At 59.9% G+C, this 15,712-nt stretch carries 12 protein-coding genes; 4 read left to right on the forward strand and 8 right to left on the reverse strand.

All coding sequences use genetic code 11. From position 1 onward, the window contains the following. Positions 1 to 81 precede the first annotated feature (81 nt). The 4 genes from IOD40_RS14745 to IOD40_RS14760 form a co-directional block, all read right to left on the reverse strand. Positions 82 to 1,650 (reverse strand): ABC transporter substrate-binding protein, encoded by a 1,569-nt coding sequence (locus IOD40_RS14745; RefSeq protein ID WP_198477447.1) that lies wholly within the window; start codon positions 1,648 to 1,650, stop codon positions 82 to 84. A 41-nt stretch (positions 1,651 to 1,691) separates the two neighbouring features. Then, positions 1,692 to 2,750 carry an ABC transporter ATP-binding protein gene (locus tag IOD40_RS14750; protein ID WP_198477448.1) on the reverse strand — a complete coding sequence of 353 codons (1,059 nt, stop codon included), beginning with the start codon at positions 2,748 to 2,750 and terminating at the stop codon, positions 1,692 to 1,694. Next, positions 2,747 to 3,763 carry an ABC transporter ATP-binding protein gene (locus IOD40_RS14755; RefSeq protein ID WP_198477449.1) on the reverse strand — a complete coding sequence of 339 codons (1,017 nt, stop codon included), beginning with the start codon at positions 3,761 to 3,763 and terminating at the stop codon, positions 2,747 to 2,749. The genes IOD40_RS14750 and IOD40_RS14755 overlap by 4 nt, the downstream gene beginning before the upstream one ends. A gap of 556 nt (positions 3,764 to 4,319) precedes the next feature. After that, positions 4,320 to 6,206, reverse strand: coding sequence for a bifunctional sugar phosphate isomerase/epimerase/4-hydroxyphenylpyruvate dioxygenase family protein (locus tag IOD40_RS14760; RefSeq protein WP_198477450.1), 1,887 nt, complete (start codon positions 6,204 to 6,206; stop codon positions 4,320 to 4,322). A 113-nt stretch (positions 6,207 to 6,319) separates the two neighbouring features. On the opposite strand from IOD40_RS14760, the gene IOD40_RS14765 reads away from it, so the two are divergent. After that, entirely contained in the window at positions 6,320 to 7,240 is a 921-nt protein-coding gene (locus tag IOD40_RS14765) for a LysR family transcriptional regulator (protein ID WP_198477451.1), read from the forward strand. A 100-nt stretch (positions 7,241 to 7,340) separates the two neighbouring features. Continuing rightward, positions 7,341 to 9,794, forward strand: coding sequence for a GcvT family protein (locus IOD40_RS14770; protein ID WP_198477452.1), 2,454 nt, complete (start codon positions 7,341 to 7,343; stop codon positions 9,792 to 9,794). Here IOD40_RS14770 and IOD40_RS14775 read toward each other — a convergent pair. Then, the gene (locus tag IOD40_RS14775) at positions 9,784 to 10,707 is read right to left on the reverse strand and encodes a LysR family transcriptional regulator (RefSeq protein ID WP_198477453.1); all 924 of its coding nucleotides are present in this window, start codon (positions 10,705 to 10,707) and stop codon (positions 9,784 to 9,786) included. The genes IOD40_RS14770 and IOD40_RS14775 overlap by 11 nt on opposite strands. A 109-nt stretch (positions 10,708 to 10,816) precedes the next feature. Here IOD40_RS14775 and IOD40_RS14780 point away from each other — a divergent pair, with 109 nt between their 5' ends. Continuing rightward, positions 10,817 to 12,199 (forward strand): aminomethyltransferase family protein, encoded by a 1,383-nt coding sequence (locus IOD40_RS14780; protein WP_198477454.1) that lies wholly within the window; start codon positions 10,817 to 10,819, stop codon positions 12,197 to 12,199. A 57-nt stretch (positions 12,200 to 12,256) separates the two neighbouring features. On the opposite strand, the gene IOD40_RS14785 is transcribed toward IOD40_RS14780, so the two are convergent. From IOD40_RS14785 to IOD40_RS14795, 3 genes are all read right to left on the reverse strand, one after another. After that, the gene (locus IOD40_RS14785) at positions 12,257 to 12,721 is read right to left on the reverse strand and encodes a hypothetical protein (RefSeq protein ID WP_198477455.1); all 465 of its coding nucleotides are present in this window, start codon (positions 12,719 to 12,721) and stop codon (positions 12,257 to 12,259) included. A gap of 27 nt (positions 12,722 to 12,748) precedes the next feature. After that, a complete protein-coding gene (locus tag IOD40_RS14790) occupies positions 12,749 to 13,102 on the reverse strand; it encodes a hypothetical protein (RefSeq protein ID WP_198477456.1) in 354 nt (117 codons plus the stop codon). 63 nt (positions 13,103 to 13,165) lie between these two features. Next, complete coding sequence (locus IOD40_RS14795; protein ID WP_198477457.1) at positions 13,166 to 13,624, reverse strand: hypothetical protein; 459 nt, start codon at positions 13,622 to 13,624, stop codon at positions 13,166 to 13,168. Positions 13,625 to 13,837: 213 nt separating this feature from the next. On the opposite strand from IOD40_RS14795, the gene IOD40_RS14800 reads away from it, so the two are divergent. Then, positions 13,838 to 15,082 carry a porin gene (locus IOD40_RS14800; protein ID WP_233714009.1) on the forward strand — a complete coding sequence of 415 codons (1,245 nt, stop codon included), beginning with the start codon at positions 13,838 to 13,840 and terminating at the stop codon, positions 15,080 to 15,082. Positions 15,083 to 15,712: the final 630 nt, after the last annotated feature.

Raw genomic sequence — 15,712 nt, forward strand, 5'->3', positions numbered from 1 at the left:
CTGGTTCACCGGGCGGTATGGCCCGATGCAAGCAAGCGGAAAGCGGGCGGAAAATTTCTCCGCCCGCGAATGTTAGAAATATCAGGCTTCGAGCCAGACCTTGTGGAAGCGCGGACGCTGCAGGAGGCTGAAGTTGAAGCCGTGAACCTTCGGCGTGCGCACGATGATGCCAGCCGAGGTGAACTGCGGCAGGTGCAGTGCGTTCTCGAGAACAAAGCGCTGCATCTTGTAGAGAACCTGCTGACGCTCCTTGAAGTGGAACGTGCTGAGCGAGGCATCTGCAAGCTCGCGATATCCCGGAAGCTCGCTCTTGGCAGCGTTGCGATAAGCGGTCGCCGCGAAGTGACGATCATAGGCGGTTGCCGGGTCCGGGTTGCCGCCGGTCGGCGACAGAAGCATGTGGCCCCTCTTCTCATTGAGGAAGAACTGCATCGCCTGTGCCGGCTGCGACGGGGTCACCTTGAGTCGGATGCCTGCTTCGGCCAGCTGTGCCGCAATGACTTCCTGACGCTGGACTGCAGCCTGGTCTGCCCAGGTATGCGTCTCGATCTCGATACCGTCTGCGAAGCCTGCCTCCTTGAGGAGAGACTTCGCCCGATCGATGTCCTGCGTGTAGTAGTTCTCAGTCTCCGGATCGTTGGCCCAGAAGCCTGACGGGAACATCGAGCAGTTGCCACCCCCAAGACCACCCCACAGAACCTGGTTCAGAACCTGGCGGTCGAGTGCCCAGTTCATCGCCTGACGCACGCGAACATCGGCCAGCGGGCTGCCCTCGCCATAGTTCAGGAATGCGGAATAGTAGATCATCGACGGGGTTGCTTCCGCGACGACATTCGGGTCGCGGCGGGCAACGGCCATCTGCTGAGCGCTCATGTTGAGGACGAGGTCGGCCTCACCGGCAGTCACCGTACGAACGGCAGTGTTGAATTCATTGATGATGCGCACGTCGATGGCATCGAGGTACGGCGCGTCACCCCAATAGTTGGAGTTGCGCTCAACCTTGATGAGCGTGTTGTCCTGCCACTCGACGAACTTGAACGGGCCTGTGCCGACAGGGGCACGGTCGACATTGCCGTCTGCCGTGGCTTTGACCGAGGCCGGCGAGACGATGCAGCCAGCGCGGTCCGCGAGCGTCGCAGGAAGCGTTGCGTCGGGATGCTTCAGCTTGAACGTGACTTCGTACGGGCCGGTTGCCTCACACTTGTCGACGACGGTCAGGTCCGACTTGACGTTGGACTTGTCGTAGGTGCGGCAACGATCGATGTGAAAGACCACCGCCTCCGCATTGAAGGGCTCGCCGTCATGGAATTCGACCCCTTCGCGCAGCTTGACGACCAGTGTGGTCGGATCGGGGAAGTTCCACTCCGTCGCCAGCATTGGCTGGAGTTCCAGCGTCTCTGGATCGAACGCGATCAGCGCGTCGTACATCATCAACAGCGTGTTGAAGTCCGGATTGTTGCGACCAGCGATCGGGTCGAGCGAAGCCGGGTTGTACGGCACGACGACGCGCAGCGTGCCGCCGGAACGCGGCTGCGCATCCTGCGCGCGCGCCATGGCGGGCACCATCAGCGAGCCGCCAAGCGCAGCCGTTCCGGCCATCAGCGACCGTCGTGTCAGGTTCGGCAGTTTGCCGTAAAAATGGGTGGTCACGTTTCTCTCTCCTCCATCAGAATTCAGCCGCCCCAAGCTCCTCAGGTCGGCAAGGTCTGCGCTGCGGCAACCGATGCCCCTGCCGGTTGTACGACAGTGTTTTGCGCCACCTCGCTGAGCATCTCCTCCGCGAAATGGCAGGCCACGAAGCGTCCTGGCAGCAATTCCCGCTGAACCGGTTCCTGCGCGCTGCAAGCCTCGCGTGCTCGTGGGCAACGGGTATGGAAACGGCAGCCGCTTGGCGGGTTGATCGCGCTCGGGATTTCGCCCTGCAGGATGATCCGCTGGCGCGCATCGTCGCCGAGCGCGGTAATCTCAGGTTCAGCCGAGCGCAGCGCGCTCGTATAGGGGTGCAACGGCGTCTCGATGACTTCACGCGCCGGCCCAAACTCGACGATCTTGCCGAAATACATCACGGCCACGCGGTCGCTGATGTGGGAGACGACGCGCAGATCATGGCTGATGAATACGTAAGTCAGCCCGAGTTCTTCCTGCAGACGTGCGAAAAGGTTGAGCATGTCCGCCTGGATCGACACGTCGAGCGCTGCAACCACCTCGTCGCAGACGATGACGTTGGGGTCGAGCATCAGGGCGCGCGCGATGTTTGCGCGCTGCTTTTGACCACCTGACAATTCGTGCGGGTAGCGATTGGCAAGCTCAGGCGAGAGCGCCACTCGATCAAGCATCGCGAACGCTTTGGCGCGACGCTCGGCGCGCGTTCCCTGCCCGGCAATGCTGAGCGGTTCCATCACGCTCTGCAGGATGGTCATGCGCGGATCAAACGCTGCGTTCGGGTCCTGCGAAACGATCTGGTACTTGCGCCGATGGCGGTTGAGCTCACGGCGCGACAGTGTGAACGGGTCAAGATCGTCATGCAGGATCTTGCCTCCGCTTGGCGTCAGCAGGCAGACCATGGAGCGACCAAGCGTCGATTTTCCCGAACCGGACTCGCCGATCACTCCAAAGATCTCGCCCCTGCGTACATTGAAGCTCACGCCATCGACCGCGCGGATCTGCGTGCCACGCTTGCTGCTGCCGAAAGTGACACGCACGTCCTCGACAGTGACGGCGGGGCGGGCGGTGGACACATCGATCGTCATGCGCCGAGCCTTTCCAGTTCAAGTGAATCCCAGCGGTGGCACCGCACTTCACGGTGGCCGGAAAGTTCAATTGCCTGCGGTGCCTGGCATGGCGGCACAGCGTAACCACAGCGCGGACCGAAGCGGCATCCCTCGGGCATGGCGCGCAAAGACGGGACACGGCCCGGGATCGACGGCAAGGTGCCACGAGCACGGCGGCTATCGGGAATGGAAGACAGGAGCCCCGCAGTATAGGGGTGACGCGGCTCGGCAATCACTTCCTTGACCGGTCCGCTTTCAACCACCTGCCCCGCATACATCGTAACCATGCGGTGGCAGCTCTGCGCCACAAGACCGAGATTGTGGGTGATGAACATGATCGCAGTGCCGGTGCGCTCGCCAAGATCCAGCAGCAGATCCATGATCTGCGCCTGAATGGTCACATCAAGCGCCGTTGTCGGCTCATCGGCAATCAGAAGCTGCGGCTCGCAGACCAGCGCCATCGCGATCATCACACGCTGACGCATGCCACCCGATAGGCTCATCGGATAGAGCGTCGCGACGTGGCGGGGCGATGCAATGCCGACGGAATCCAGCGCTGCGATTGCGCGCTCCTGGGCCTCCTTCTTGCTGATGCGGAAATGGCGCATCAGCGTTTCCTCGATCTGGTAACCGACCGTGAAAACAGGATCCAGCGCGCTCATCGGCTCCTGGAAGATCATCGAAATGTGGCGTCCGCGGATGCGGCTCATCTGCGATTCGGAATTGGTAACGAGATTTTGGCCGCCGAACAGGATCTGGCCACCGAGGCGCGCATCGCGAGGCGGCAACAGACGAAGGATCGACAAGGCCGTCATCGACTTGCCGCAACCGCTCTCACCGACGACTCCGAGGATCTCCTTGGGCTTCACCGAGAATGATACGTTGTTAAGGACTTCGACCCAGCCATTCTGATCGCGCAGCGACAGAGTCAGATTCTGGATGTCCAAAAGTGATTCCTGGCCACCCGAAATGGTCCCGGCAAGCTGATTCATCCGGCGCACTTCCTCCCTTGCTGCCCGCATCATCGTGCTGTGATGCAGGTGGCTCTGTTTCGCAGGAACACTCTGTGAGTGTCAGGCCTGGCGCCTCCGCACCAACCCGCTGCCCCTCCCGAAACCTTGGTTCATGTATACAATACCCATCCCCATGGGGAAAGAGGCTTGCATTAGAACTCCGAAAAAAAGCGTTGCTTGACTAATGGGCGACAAAACGAGCCTCAAACGGGCCAAAACGGGCAAATCCAGCTGATGCACCGTATACAGGACGCGGTTTTAGGAGATTTTGCCCACACCGCGCCGCTCATTCGCAACCCAACATACGCGACAAGGTGAAGCCTCACCGCGACAAATGCACACAAAAAATAACCTGTTCAATAAATGCGGGCGGGAAACGGCTGGCGACCGCTCTCTGCCTGTTTGCGAATGGATCGTGCCATCCGGCCCGCCAACCTCCGGCGCCGCCTCACTCCGCCCTGCGCGTGAGGATCTGGCCCTGTCGCATGAACGACAGGCCCTCTCCCGACATCCCGTTGCGAATCAGGCGATCACATCAGCGGGTCGGCATGCCCTTGGGGCGAAGGTGCCTTTTTTGGGCAGCGATCCGGAACGGCGCATTGGGGCCACCATATCCTGAATAGTTGTCGCGGCGCTCGATGATCTCGAAGATCAGCCCATCGCCCCAAGTCGGCGCATAAAGCTGGAAGAACTCGCCCTTGTCGTCGCGGTCGTAAAGAATGTTCTCCGCGCGCAGAAGGTCAGCAAGCTCTGGCTCGAGGCCAAAGCGGGCTTCGACGTCGTCATAATAGTTCGGCGAGATTTCGAGCGGGGCGAAACCCGCTTCTTTCAGCGCACGCGCGGTGGCGAAAATATCGCTGGTCGCGAAGGCGACGTGCTGAACGCTAGAGCCAAAGCTTTCGCTGATAAAACGGCCGGCGAGCGTGCGGCGATTTTCCGCGCCGTTCAGCGTCAGGCGGAACGCGCCGTCTTCGCTTTCGATCACCTGACTGCGCACGACACCTGCCGGATCGATGACGTCGACCATCGGCGTTTTGCGGGTGCGGAAAATGGAAGTGTAAAACAGGAGCCAGGACAACATCTCACCCTGCTCCATCGTCTGACCGATGTGGTCGACCGTGGTAAGCCCTGCACCGGGTTTGTCGCCTTCGACCCGCTTGAAATCAATGTCCCAGACTTGGCCAAGATCATCGCTGGAATCGAGAAAATAGATGACGCTGCCGCCAACGCCGCGGATCGCCGGGATCGTCAGTTCGCCGGCCCCGACCGGCTGCTCGAACGGCTCGACGCCCAGCGCGCGGGCACGTTCGACGGTTGCCCGCGCATCCTCAACCTTGAGCGCGATCGCGTAGACCGACGTGCCGTGGACGAGGAAGGACGAATGGGCAAAGCCCGAACGCTCGGTGTTGATCAGAATATTGATGTCGCCCTGACGCCAGAGCACGACATCTTTCGAGACATGGCGACCAGCTTCGACAAAGCCCATCGACGATAACAGCTTGCCGATCGAGGCAGCGCCAGCCTCGTCAGCCGCGAACTCGATGAAGGCAACGCCCTCGACGCCGACAGGCGCTGGCATCGGCGGCAGATTGACCGGCAGCGCCGGCTCGTCGCGACGCACCTTGTCCATCAGCCAGATCAGCGAGCGGTGGCCGTCATCGGCAATCGCGCGTGGCGAGCCGCCACGGAACTGGTCGTTGAAGATCTCGAGTGAGATGTAGCCGTCATAACCGGTCGCCGTGACCGCGCGCATGAATTCGGCAACCTGGAGGTCCCCCTCGCCCGGCATGTTGCGATAGTGGCGGCTCCAATAAAGAAGGTCCATGTCGATCGCGGGCGCGTCAGCCAGCTGAACGAAGAAGATCTTGTCCTTCGGGATCGAGCGGATCGTGTTCGGATCGATCTTACGCGCCAGCGTATGAAAGGAATCGACGATCAGGCCGATATTCGGATGATCCGCGCGCCGCACGATCTCCCACGCATCGCGATGATCGCTGACGTGACGGCCCCAGGCCAACGCTTCGTAGCCAATGCGAATGTTTCGCTTTGCAGCCCGTTCGCCAAGTTCGCGAAAATCGTCAGCGGCGCGGTCGATGCCGCCGAGCGACACAGGTGAAACAGAGGAGCAGACCAGCATGAGGTCGGTGCCAAGCTCGGCCATGACGTCGAACTTGCGCTCCGCCCGGTCAAAGGCGCGCTGTCGTTGAGGTTCAGGCAGTCCCTCGAAATCGCGAAACGGCTGGTAGAGCGTGATTTCCAGGCCCACATCCGCGGCCATCTTCGCGACTTCGCGCGGCGAGCCGTCGAAGGCGAGAAAATCGTTCTCGAAAATCTCGATACCGTCAAAACCGGCCGCGGCGATTGCAGCAAGCTTCTCACTGAATTCGCCGCTGATGGAAACGGTGGCGATAGACGTCTTCATCGCTTCCCCCAATTCAAGTCCGGACCGATATTGCCTCGGTCGAGAAATAACGGCAAATACCGATTTCAACTTCCACGTAACATCACGTTAATCAGTATGGGGTGGACCTTACGGTGAGTGAGCTTACGCTTCGGCAAGTCGAAGCCATCCGCGCGGTGATGTTGGCCGGGACAATTCAGGGGGCAGCGCGTCTCCTCAATGTGTCTCCACCGGGCATCTCACGCATCGTACGCCATACGGAAGACAGCCTTGGCATTCGCCTCTTCGAACGGAAGGCCGGGCTTTTCGTTCCCTCTCCCGAAGCGACATCGATCTTTGAGCTGGTGCATCAGGTGCACCGGCAGATGGAAAATCTGAACACGGCAGTGGCATCGCTCAGGAAAGGCAGCGATGTCAGGCTGACCTTCGCATGCGCACCTTCCATCGCGCAGTTCATCGCTGCGCGTGCGGCGCGGCGCATACGCCAGCGCTTTCCCGATCTCTACATCGACATGAACATCCTCAAGATCGAGGAAACGACGGATTATCTGCTGCTGGAACGGGGCGAGTTCGTCATCATGAGTTCCGCAGTAGAAAACCCCGCCCTGGAAAGCGTCAAACTGGCGGAAGGCCGTTTGGTGGCGATCGTCCCCGACAATCACCCTTTGGCCAAAAAGGAGGTGATTTCAGTTCACGATCTGGCCAAGGAGGATCTTGTTGGCGTCGATTCCGGCGATCCGTACGGCGCAACCCTGGCGCGTCCCTTTGCTCAACATGGTCTCAGCCCCACTTACGCGATGCGCGGCCGCTTCGCGCAGACGGTTGTCAGCTTCGTGCGCCATGGCCTTGGCGTCGCCGTCATCGATGAATTTTCGGTGGCTGAGGTCTACATGCCAGGCATCGCGCGTCGGCCGCTTGCTGAAGCCGCCAGCATTTCGGCATTTGCAGTCAGTCGCAAGGGAAGCCAGCTCTCCTCCTTCGCGGAACTGGCGATCGCGCAGTTTCGCCGCGAATTGCTGAAAACCACATCAAGGCAAGGGTTCGAGACCGACTAGATCACCGCTCTGGACCAGACCAGAGCCGTTTCCTGCCATCGCCACAGCCCTGATCACCGCACTATGCTGCCCCGCGAGGATGCATAAGGGAGGTTGATGGATGGCTGGTCAGATACCCGCTTCGGCACGTGCCGTCATCATCGGCGGTGGTGTTTCAGGCTGTTCGGTTGCCTATCACCTTGCCAAGCTTGGCTGGACCGACATCGTGCTTTTGGAGCGCAAGCAGCTGACTTGCGGCACGACATGGCATGCGGCGGGGCTTGTCGGCCAGCTTCGCGCCTCGCCCAACATGACCCGCCTCGCCAAATATTCCGCCGACCTCTACGTGCGGCTGGAGGAAGAGACCGGCGTTGCAACAGGCATGCGGCAGGTCGGCTCAATAACGGCTGCTCTGACCGATGAGCGTATGCATGAACTGCGCCGCCAGGCTTCAATGGCGCGGGCGTTCAAGGTCGATGTCGGTGAATTGTCGCCGTCCGAGATCAAGGCGATGTACCCGCATCTCAACATTGAGGGCGTGGTCGGCGGCGTGCATCTACCGCTTGATGGCCAGTGTGATCCAGCGAATATCGCGATGGCTTTGGCCAAAGGCGCTCGCCAGCGTGGCGCGGCGATCATCGAAGGCGTCAAGGTGACGTCTGTTGCCAAGAAGAATGGGCGCGTTTCCGGCGTTTCTTGGCAGCGCGGCGAGGAGCACGGCACGATCGCCACGGACATCGTCATCAATTGCGCCGGCATGTGGGGCCGCGATCTTGCCGAACAATCGGGCGTGACCCTGCCGCTCCATGCCTGCGAGCACTTTTATCTCGTCACCGAGCCGATCGAGGGCCTGTCGCGCCTTCCGGTTCTACGCGTTCCCGACGAGTGCGCTTATTACAAGGAAGATGCCGGCAAAATGATGCTCGGCGCCTTCGAGCCGGTCGCCAAGCCATGGGGCATGAACGGCATTTCCGAAGATTTCTGCTTCGACCAGCTGCCCGAAGATTTCGCGCATTTCGAACCGATCCTCGAAATGGGCGTCAACCGCATGCCGATGTTGGCGAGCGCTGGCATCCATACATTCTTCAACGGCCCTGAGAGCTTTACGCCCGACGACCGCTACTATCTCGGCGAAGCGCCGGAGCTTGGCGGCTACTGGGTTGCCGCCGGCTACAATTCGATCGGCATCGTCTCGTCAGGCGGTGCCGGCATGGCGCTGGCACAGTGGATCCACGATGGCGAGCCGCCCTTTGATCTGTGGGAAGTCGATATTCGCCGGGCCCAACCATTCCAAAAAAATCGGCGCTACCTGAAAGAGCGCGTCACCGAGACGCTTGGCCTGCTCTATGCCGACCATTTTCCCTATCGCCAGATGGCCTCGGCGCGAGGCGTGCGGCGCTCGCCCTTGCATGAGCATCTGAAGGCTCGCGGTGCCGTCTTCGGTGAAGTCGCTGGCTGGGAACGCGCCAACTGGTTTGCGCGCGAGGGTCAAGAGCGAGACTACCGCTATTCCTGGCAGCGCCAGAACTGGTTCGAGAACAATCGCGACGAGCACATGGCGGTGCGCGAGGGCGTTGGCCTCTTCGACATGACGTCGTTCGGCAAAATCCGCGTCGAAGGCCGTGATGCTTGTACGTTCCTGCAAAAGCTCTGCGGCAACGATATCGACGTCCCCGTCGGGCGCATCGTCTATACGCAGATGCTCAACACACGTGGCGGGATTGAGTGCGATCTCACCGTCAGCCGCCTTTCCGAAACTTCCTTCCTGCTCGTCGTGCCGGGTGCCACCTTGCAGCGCGATCTTGCCTGGCTGCGCAAGCATGTGGGCGAGGCCTTCGTTGTCATCACCGACATGAGCGCGGCGGAAAGCGTGCTCTGCCTTATGGGACCAAAATCGCGGGAGCTTCTGCAAACGATCAGCCCGAACGACTTTTCCAACGCGAATAATCCCTATGGCAGTTTCGTCGATATCGAGATCGGCATGGGCATCGCCCGCGCCCATCGCGTCACCTATGTCGGCGAGCTTGGCTGGGAGCTTTATGTCTCCACCGATCAGGCCGCGCACATCTTCGAGACCATCGAGGAAGCCGGCGAGGCGTTGGGGCTGAAACTCTGTGGCCTTCATGCGCTCGATTCCTGCCGAATCGAAAAGGCGTTCCGCCATTTCGGCCACGACATCACCGACGAGGACCATGTGCTGGAAGCCGGGCTCGGCTTTGCCGTGAAGACCGACAAGGGCGATTTTCACGGGCGCGATGCAGTGCTGCGCAAGCGCGATGCGGGACTATCGCGCCGGATGATGCAGTTCCGGCTCAAGGATAAGGAACCGCTGCTCTTTCACAACGAACCGATTCTGCGCGACGGCAAGATCATCGGGCAACTTACCTCGGGCAATTATGGCCACGCGCTCGGCGCTGCGATCGGTCTCGGCTATGTGCCTTGCGTTGAGCCGGGTGAAAGTGCTGACGCGATGCTGTCATCTCGCTACCAGATCGAGATTGCTGGCGAGGTGTTCGATGCCGAGGCGTCGCTCAAGCCGCTCTACGATCCAAAAGCCGAACGCGTCAGGCTCTGATACGCCGGCGCTTGGCCGTCAGTGCCAGAAGATGATCGAGCAGCGCCGTGTAACGCGCCGTGCGCGGCGCACCTGCCGGCCGCGCCAGCCCCACCACCGTTCCCGGCACATCGTCCTCGATCTCCAGCATGACGATCTCGTGGCCGTCATAGGTCGTCGTCGCTGCCGGGCGCTGGAACAGAAGCCCGTAACCAAGGCCGCGCCCGACGAGGCAGCGGGTGAGCTCGAAATTGGTCGTCGTGTGCCCGACCTTTGGCCTCAGGCCGATCTTGGCGAAGATGTTTTCGGTGTTCTGGCGCGTCGGGTTGCGGTCAAACAGGATCATCGGCTCGTCCGCGAGCTCCTCCAGCCGCACGCTGCCCCGGTCGGCGAGCGGATGCATCTTGCCAACGAGGACATAAGGCAGAAGTTCGTGGAGCGGGTCAAAAGCAAGCTGACTTGAGACGTCAACGCTGTAGAGCAGCGCCACGTCGATACGGCCTTGCAGCAGCATTTCATCCAGCCACGGCGCATCAGCTTCCTCGATCTCGATCTCAAGCGCCGGATGCGCGCCTTGAAAGTCTTCCATGATGCCGGGCAGGAAAAACGGCGCGAGCGAGGAAAAGCAGCCGATCGCAAAACGCCCCGACAGGCTTTTCGCCGTCTGCCCTGCATCGGCGGCCAGACCATCTGCGCCGGAGAGCACACGGCGGGCATGCGAGAGAAGCCGGGAGCCTGCATTCGTCAGAATAACGCCCTTGCCCTTGCGCCGCACGAAAAGCTGAACGCCGAGATGATGCTCCAGTTCATCAAGCGCCAGCGCCAGTGCCGAGGCGCTGACATGGCACCGCAGCGCCGCTGCCGCGAGCGACCCCTCGGAAGCGACTGCATCAAAATATTCGAGCTGACGGATCGTGAACGGGATCGTTGCCATACCACGGTTTTCCTTGGGTGTTTCGTCTCCAAAACATGTTTTACATAATAACTATCTCGAAGGAAACTCATGACCGTGTTTCAGACATCAATCCTGGGAGGATTAGATCGTGGTCAAAAATCTCGAAGAGGCGATTGCAAAGGCCGGCGGCCCGGTTCAGCTCATGTGGGAATCGCAGCAGGCTCCGTCGGTGGTGCCGCGCGTTGCACAGGAACTCCGCAACTGGCGTGACGAGCAGCTCGCATGGCGCCGCACCGCGGTTCTGTACGATCAGTGCCACCACATGGCCGACCTCAACATCAAGGGTCCGGACGCGCTCAAGCTGATCAGCGACCTCGCGATCAACAGCGTCGCCAACTTCCCGGTCGACATGGCCAAGCAGTTCGTGGCCGTGAACCATGACGGCTACGTCATCGGCGACAACATTCTCTTCCACCTTGAAGAAGATGAGTTCCAGGCGGTCGGCATTCCGACCTCGATCAACTGGATGCAGTTCCACGCCGAAACCGGCGGCTACGATGTCCGCGTCTGGCGCGATGACAACTCGGCTGTCCGTCAGGGCGACCCGGTCAACTATCGCTACCAGATCCAGGGCCCGGGCGCGATGGACATCATCAAGGAAGTCACGGGCGAGGAAGCTCCCAAGCTCAAGTTCTTCTACATGACCCGCTTCAACATTGCCGGCAAGGTCGTTCGTGCGCTGCGCCACGGCATGGCAGGCGAGCCGGGCTTTGAAATCTGGGGTCCGTGGGAAGACCGCGAAGCGGTCCACTCGGCAATCCTCGAAGCTGGCGAGAAGCACGGCATGGTGCAGGTCGGCGCACGCGCCTACCACACCAACGCGCTGGAATCGGGCTGGCTGCCGCGTCCGCTACCGGCAATCTATTCCGGCGACAAGATGAAGGCCTATCGCGAATGGCTCGACGAAAAGGCCTACGAGACGACCGCTCCGCTCGGTGGCAGCTTCTACTCGGAAAACGTCGAAGACTATTACTTCACGCCATACGACCTCGACTACGGCCGCATCGTTGCCTTCGACCATGACTTCATCGGCCGCGAGGCGCTGGAGAAGATGGTTGCCGAAGGTCGCGACAAGGCACGTGAAAAGGTCACCTTCGTCTGGAACGGCGACGACGTCGGCGCAGCCTATGCCTCGATGTTCAAACAGGGCCCGGGTGCCAAGTTCATCAACCTGCCGATGTCGCTCTACGACACCTTCCACTTCGACCGTATCGAAGTTGACGGCAAGATTGTGGGCCTGTCGACCTGGACCGGCTATTCGGCAAACGAACGCGCCATGCTCTCGCTCGGCGTCATTGACGCGGCATTTGCCAAGCCGGGTACCGAAGTCGTGCTCATCTGGGGCGAAGACAAGCCGTCGTCTAAGCTGCAGGTCGAAGACCACGTGCAGGTGAAGATCCGCGCCACCGTTCAGTCGGCCCCGCTGGTCACCAAGGCCCGCACCGACTACCGCTCCAACGCCGGTCTCTAAGCTCCCCACTTCACGAGACTGCGTTCAAGGCCACGGCGAGATCCGTGGCCTTTTTCTTTAACGCGAAAAGATCCCGCGCGGCCGTGCGGTCTGTTCGACGATAAGCAGATTCAGTCCGCCATTCACGTAGCCTGTGACGTAGTTGTCGACACCGCTCTGCACCACAAGGCTGCGCGAGATACGTCCGGACTGAAATAATACGGTTTCACTCACGCCACCCATTTGACGGATGTTCGCGCTGCTGGCGCCGCCTTCCTGGCTCACATCGGCGAAATTCGAGTGGCCCATCTGCAAGAGCGAGACAGAATTTTGCTCGCCCTTTTGCCTGACCGCCGCGATGTTCTGGCGTCCGAACTGATTGACTTCGACGACATTCACCTTCGAAGCCTGATCGGCATGAAAGACGTTGAGAATGCCCGTCTGCGTGCGCCGAATGACGCTGGCATCGTTGGCATGGACTGCGTGTGCACCAGCCAAATGCAGCACCGCGCTTATCATGGCCGTTTGAAGTATCGTCTTCATGACAAATCTCCCAAGGCGAAGGGCCGGCTAACGCCGACCCTTCGTTGCAAATGCGGGCCAGCCTCCAGAGGTGAAAGTCTGGTTCACCGCGGCTGACTGGCGTGTACCGAGCAACGCTGAGAGGGCAGAATTCGATTGCCCCGTCTGGTTGATCGCGTATTTGCCCCCGCTGCCAAAGCTTGCGATCGAAGCCGCGTTTGCGATGCCCGCCTGATTAATGGTGACATCCCGATCATCGCCCTTCATCAGGAGAACAGCCTTCACGTTGATCGCCCGGTTTTGGTTGAATGTGAGATGATCACTGGCAATCGCCGCGCCAGCGGTCGCAAGCGTGACCGCGAGCATGCTGGCGATCGCCATGCCGAAACGCCTTGCCTTCATGAGTACAGCCTTTCCGGCCGGCCTTCGCGGCCAATGGGACCGCGAAGTATACCGGCTTCTGGATTAACGCTGGAAACCGGCGAAGGTATTGCCACGGCCGCCGAGACTTCCCTCGATGACGTTCATCAGCCCTTTCTGATTTGCATCAATCAGGCCCATCTTACCGACCGCATCACCTGCGATCAGATTGACCGCCCCAACCTGGCCAAGGCGTGCGACATTGCCGCTACCCCCCTGAATGGCATGAGCTTCGTTTGTGAGGCCCTGCTGATAACTCACAGTCGTGTTGCCACGGCCAGCCTGGCCGATTTGGGTGAGGTTGCTGATGCCCGACTGGTTGACAGACGCGGCACCGGACCGGCCAAACTGACCGATCAGCGCTGTGTTTGAAGCGCCAGTCTGAGAGACCCGGCCAACATTGCCTTTGCCGCTGTCGATAAGCGTGAAGGTGTTCGATTGTGCCCAAGCCGATGCACTCATCGACGAGAGCGCGACGAAGGCGACGAGAATAGTCCTACGCATTTGATACTCCCTGTTTACTTAAGCCCCGGAAGCACCGGGAGCAGGGGCAAAGTATTCGCAAAACTGTACTCATCAATACTTTAGTAACGATTCCTTTATTTACCTGACATTAACCCTAACCTGTAAAATTCTAAGCACCCAGCGTAACGGATGCGCCGGTAACCAGACGATTTTCTCACGCTGTTTCGCCAGCCACACGGAGTTGGCAAGTCGATGTTCTCTCTGCCCAAATATTCCAGAACCGCTTTATTAGTCTTCTCTTGCTTATTTAAACCCGTCGACTCCCTTGGAGCAGCTTCTGAACCAAAAGATACCACGCCCGCTGGAGCTATACTCGTTTGCGCCGGAGCTGGAGAAGGTTTCTTCTTGATACCTGGCACGGAAATCTGTCTTCGGGTGGGCGGGCAGGTGGTGGCGTGGCAGGAAGTAAATCATGCAAAAAAAGATCTTTATGTTGAGACTACTTACCTGACTGATGAACCGTTTCTAATATATGACACAGTCAATTCGCGAGACAGACCTCCGAAAAATACAACTGAAGTTGTAACGGCCTTCACCACTGTCTCACTGACGGACTATGGACCGCTCTTGACCCATGCCAGCATCAAGGCGCTGCAGGCTGCCGGCATGTCACTGCTGCATCTCGATCAGGCGTTCATCGTTGCTGGCGGCTTTACCGCAGGACGGCGCAAATCATTTTTCGATTATTCAACCGGTTTCAACTTCACCGAGGGGTACGCCTCGGATGTGACGACGAACCTTATCGGCTACACCAAGGCAATCGGAGAACGCGCCAAGATCTCGGTCTCGCTTGAAGAAAACGAAAGCCGGCGTATTGATGACGCCGTCTGGTCATTGCGCGGCTCTCAAAGCCTTCCGGATCTCGTTGTTTCGGCCCGGGTGGACGACCGCAGATGGGGCAATTCGCAGATCAGCCTGGCCGTACAGAAGCTCTCTGACGACCGGATAACCAATTGTTGCGGACCGCTGAGGTCAACGCTCGCCTGGGCAGCCTCCGCCGGCCTCGAGCTTTCCCCTGAAGTCCTTGGCCATCAAGGCCGCCTCCTCCTTTCCGCCGCCTATGCGGACGGGGCGATGGCATATCTTGGCAATCTGCCATTTGTGACAGACTATGTCGTCGACGCAAATGGCAAGATCGTTAAGACCAGCGGCTTTTCGCTTCTCGCTTCCTACGAATATCTCTGGAGCCCGCGCTTCAAGACAATGGCGACCGTGTCCGGCCTTTTCGCCCGGACAAAGACACGAGATCTGGAGTGGACCCCCACCGGCTTCATGGCCTCAATAGGCGCGGAGTACAGCCCGTTTGCCGGAAGCCGCCTTGGCATAGAGGGCAACTATTACCGAGACATCGGCCGCGCCAAATATCTCGGCATCAAGGGCGAGCGCAGCACTGCCTCACTCGCAAAGCTCAAGACCTATCTCGCGCGCAGTTTTTGAAATTTTTTCACGACGCACAGTCCTTGGGCCGGAGCCGCAGAAGACCCATCCGCTGGATAAACGCGGCAATGAGTCGAAGCTCATCGGTTAATCCGCGGGTCGCTCCCTAGACAGCCTGATAAACATAGCCTAGGTGCCCGGCGTTTTCTACGCCTGATGAATGCCCCGTCCTACTATACTCCTAGCTCGTCCGGTACGCGCGCCAGGGTTCTCGCACCCTCCCATATGGCCGCCGCGCCGCCTGGGCCACATCCCTCCGTCCTCAACATGTGATCGGGGCATCCACACCTGCAAAGACGACGATCTACCTCGCCAGGGACGCATCGCTTCCCGCCAGCCGACACTGAAGTGCGCGGCATTGAATGTTGATTGCTGAGAAGCTGGTGTTTGGTTGCGGGGGTTGGATTTGAACCAACGACCTTCAGCTTATGGTCCGCAGGACGAGGAGCTACCTCGGCCAGGGACGCATGCGTCCCGCCAGCCGACACTGAAGTGCGCGGCGTTGAATGTTGATTGCTGAGAAGCTGGTGCTTGGTTGCGGGGGTTGGATTTGAACCAACGACCTTCAGCTTATGGTCCGCAGGACGAGGAGCTACCTCGGCCAGGGACGCATGCGTCCCGCCAGCCGAC

The sequence above is a fragment of the Aquamicrobium zhengzhouense genome, assembly GCF_016124105.1.
Classification (GTDB): Bacteria; Pseudomonadota; Alphaproteobacteria; order Rhizobiales; family Rhizobiaceae; genus Aerobium; species Aerobium zhengzhouense.

Excerpts from the sequence above, each read along its gene's own strand:
- IOD40_RS14800 (WP_233714009.1), top strand. The coding sequence starts at position 13,838 with ATGTTCTCTCTGCCCAAATATTCCAGAACCGCTTTATTAGTCTTCTCT.
- IOD40_RS14775 (WP_198477453.1), bottom strand. The coding sequence starts at position 10,707 with ATGGCAACGATCCCGTTCACGATCCGTCAGCTCGAATATTTTGATGCA.
- IOD40_RS14790 (WP_198477456.1), bottom strand. The coding sequence starts at position 13,102 with ATGAAGGCAAGGCGTTTCGGCATGGCGATCGCCAGCATGCTCGCGGTC.
- IOD40_RS14785 (WP_198477455.1), bottom strand. The coding sequence starts at position 12,721 with ATGAAGACGATACTTCAAACGGCCATGATAAGCGCGGTGCTGCATTTG.
- IOD40_RS14750 (WP_198477448.1), bottom strand. The coding sequence starts at position 2,750 with ATGACGATCGATGTGTCCACCGCCCGCCCCGCCGTCACTGTCGAGGAC.
- IOD40_RS14770 (WP_198477452.1), top strand. The coding sequence starts at position 7,341 with ATGGCTGGTCAGATACCCGCTTCGGCACGTGCCGTCATCATCGGCGGT.
- IOD40_RS14795 (WP_198477457.1), bottom strand. The coding sequence starts at position 13,624 with ATGCGTAGGACTATTCTCGTCGCCTTCGTCGCGCTCTCGTCGATGAGT.
- IOD40_RS14760 (WP_198477450.1), bottom strand. The coding sequence starts at position 6,206 with ATGAAGACGTCTATCGCCACCGTTTCCATCAGCGGCGAATTCAGTGAG.
- IOD40_RS14755 (WP_198477449.1), bottom strand. The coding sequence starts at position 3,763 with ATGAATCAGCTTGCCGGGACCATTTCGGGTGGCCAGGAATCACTTTTG.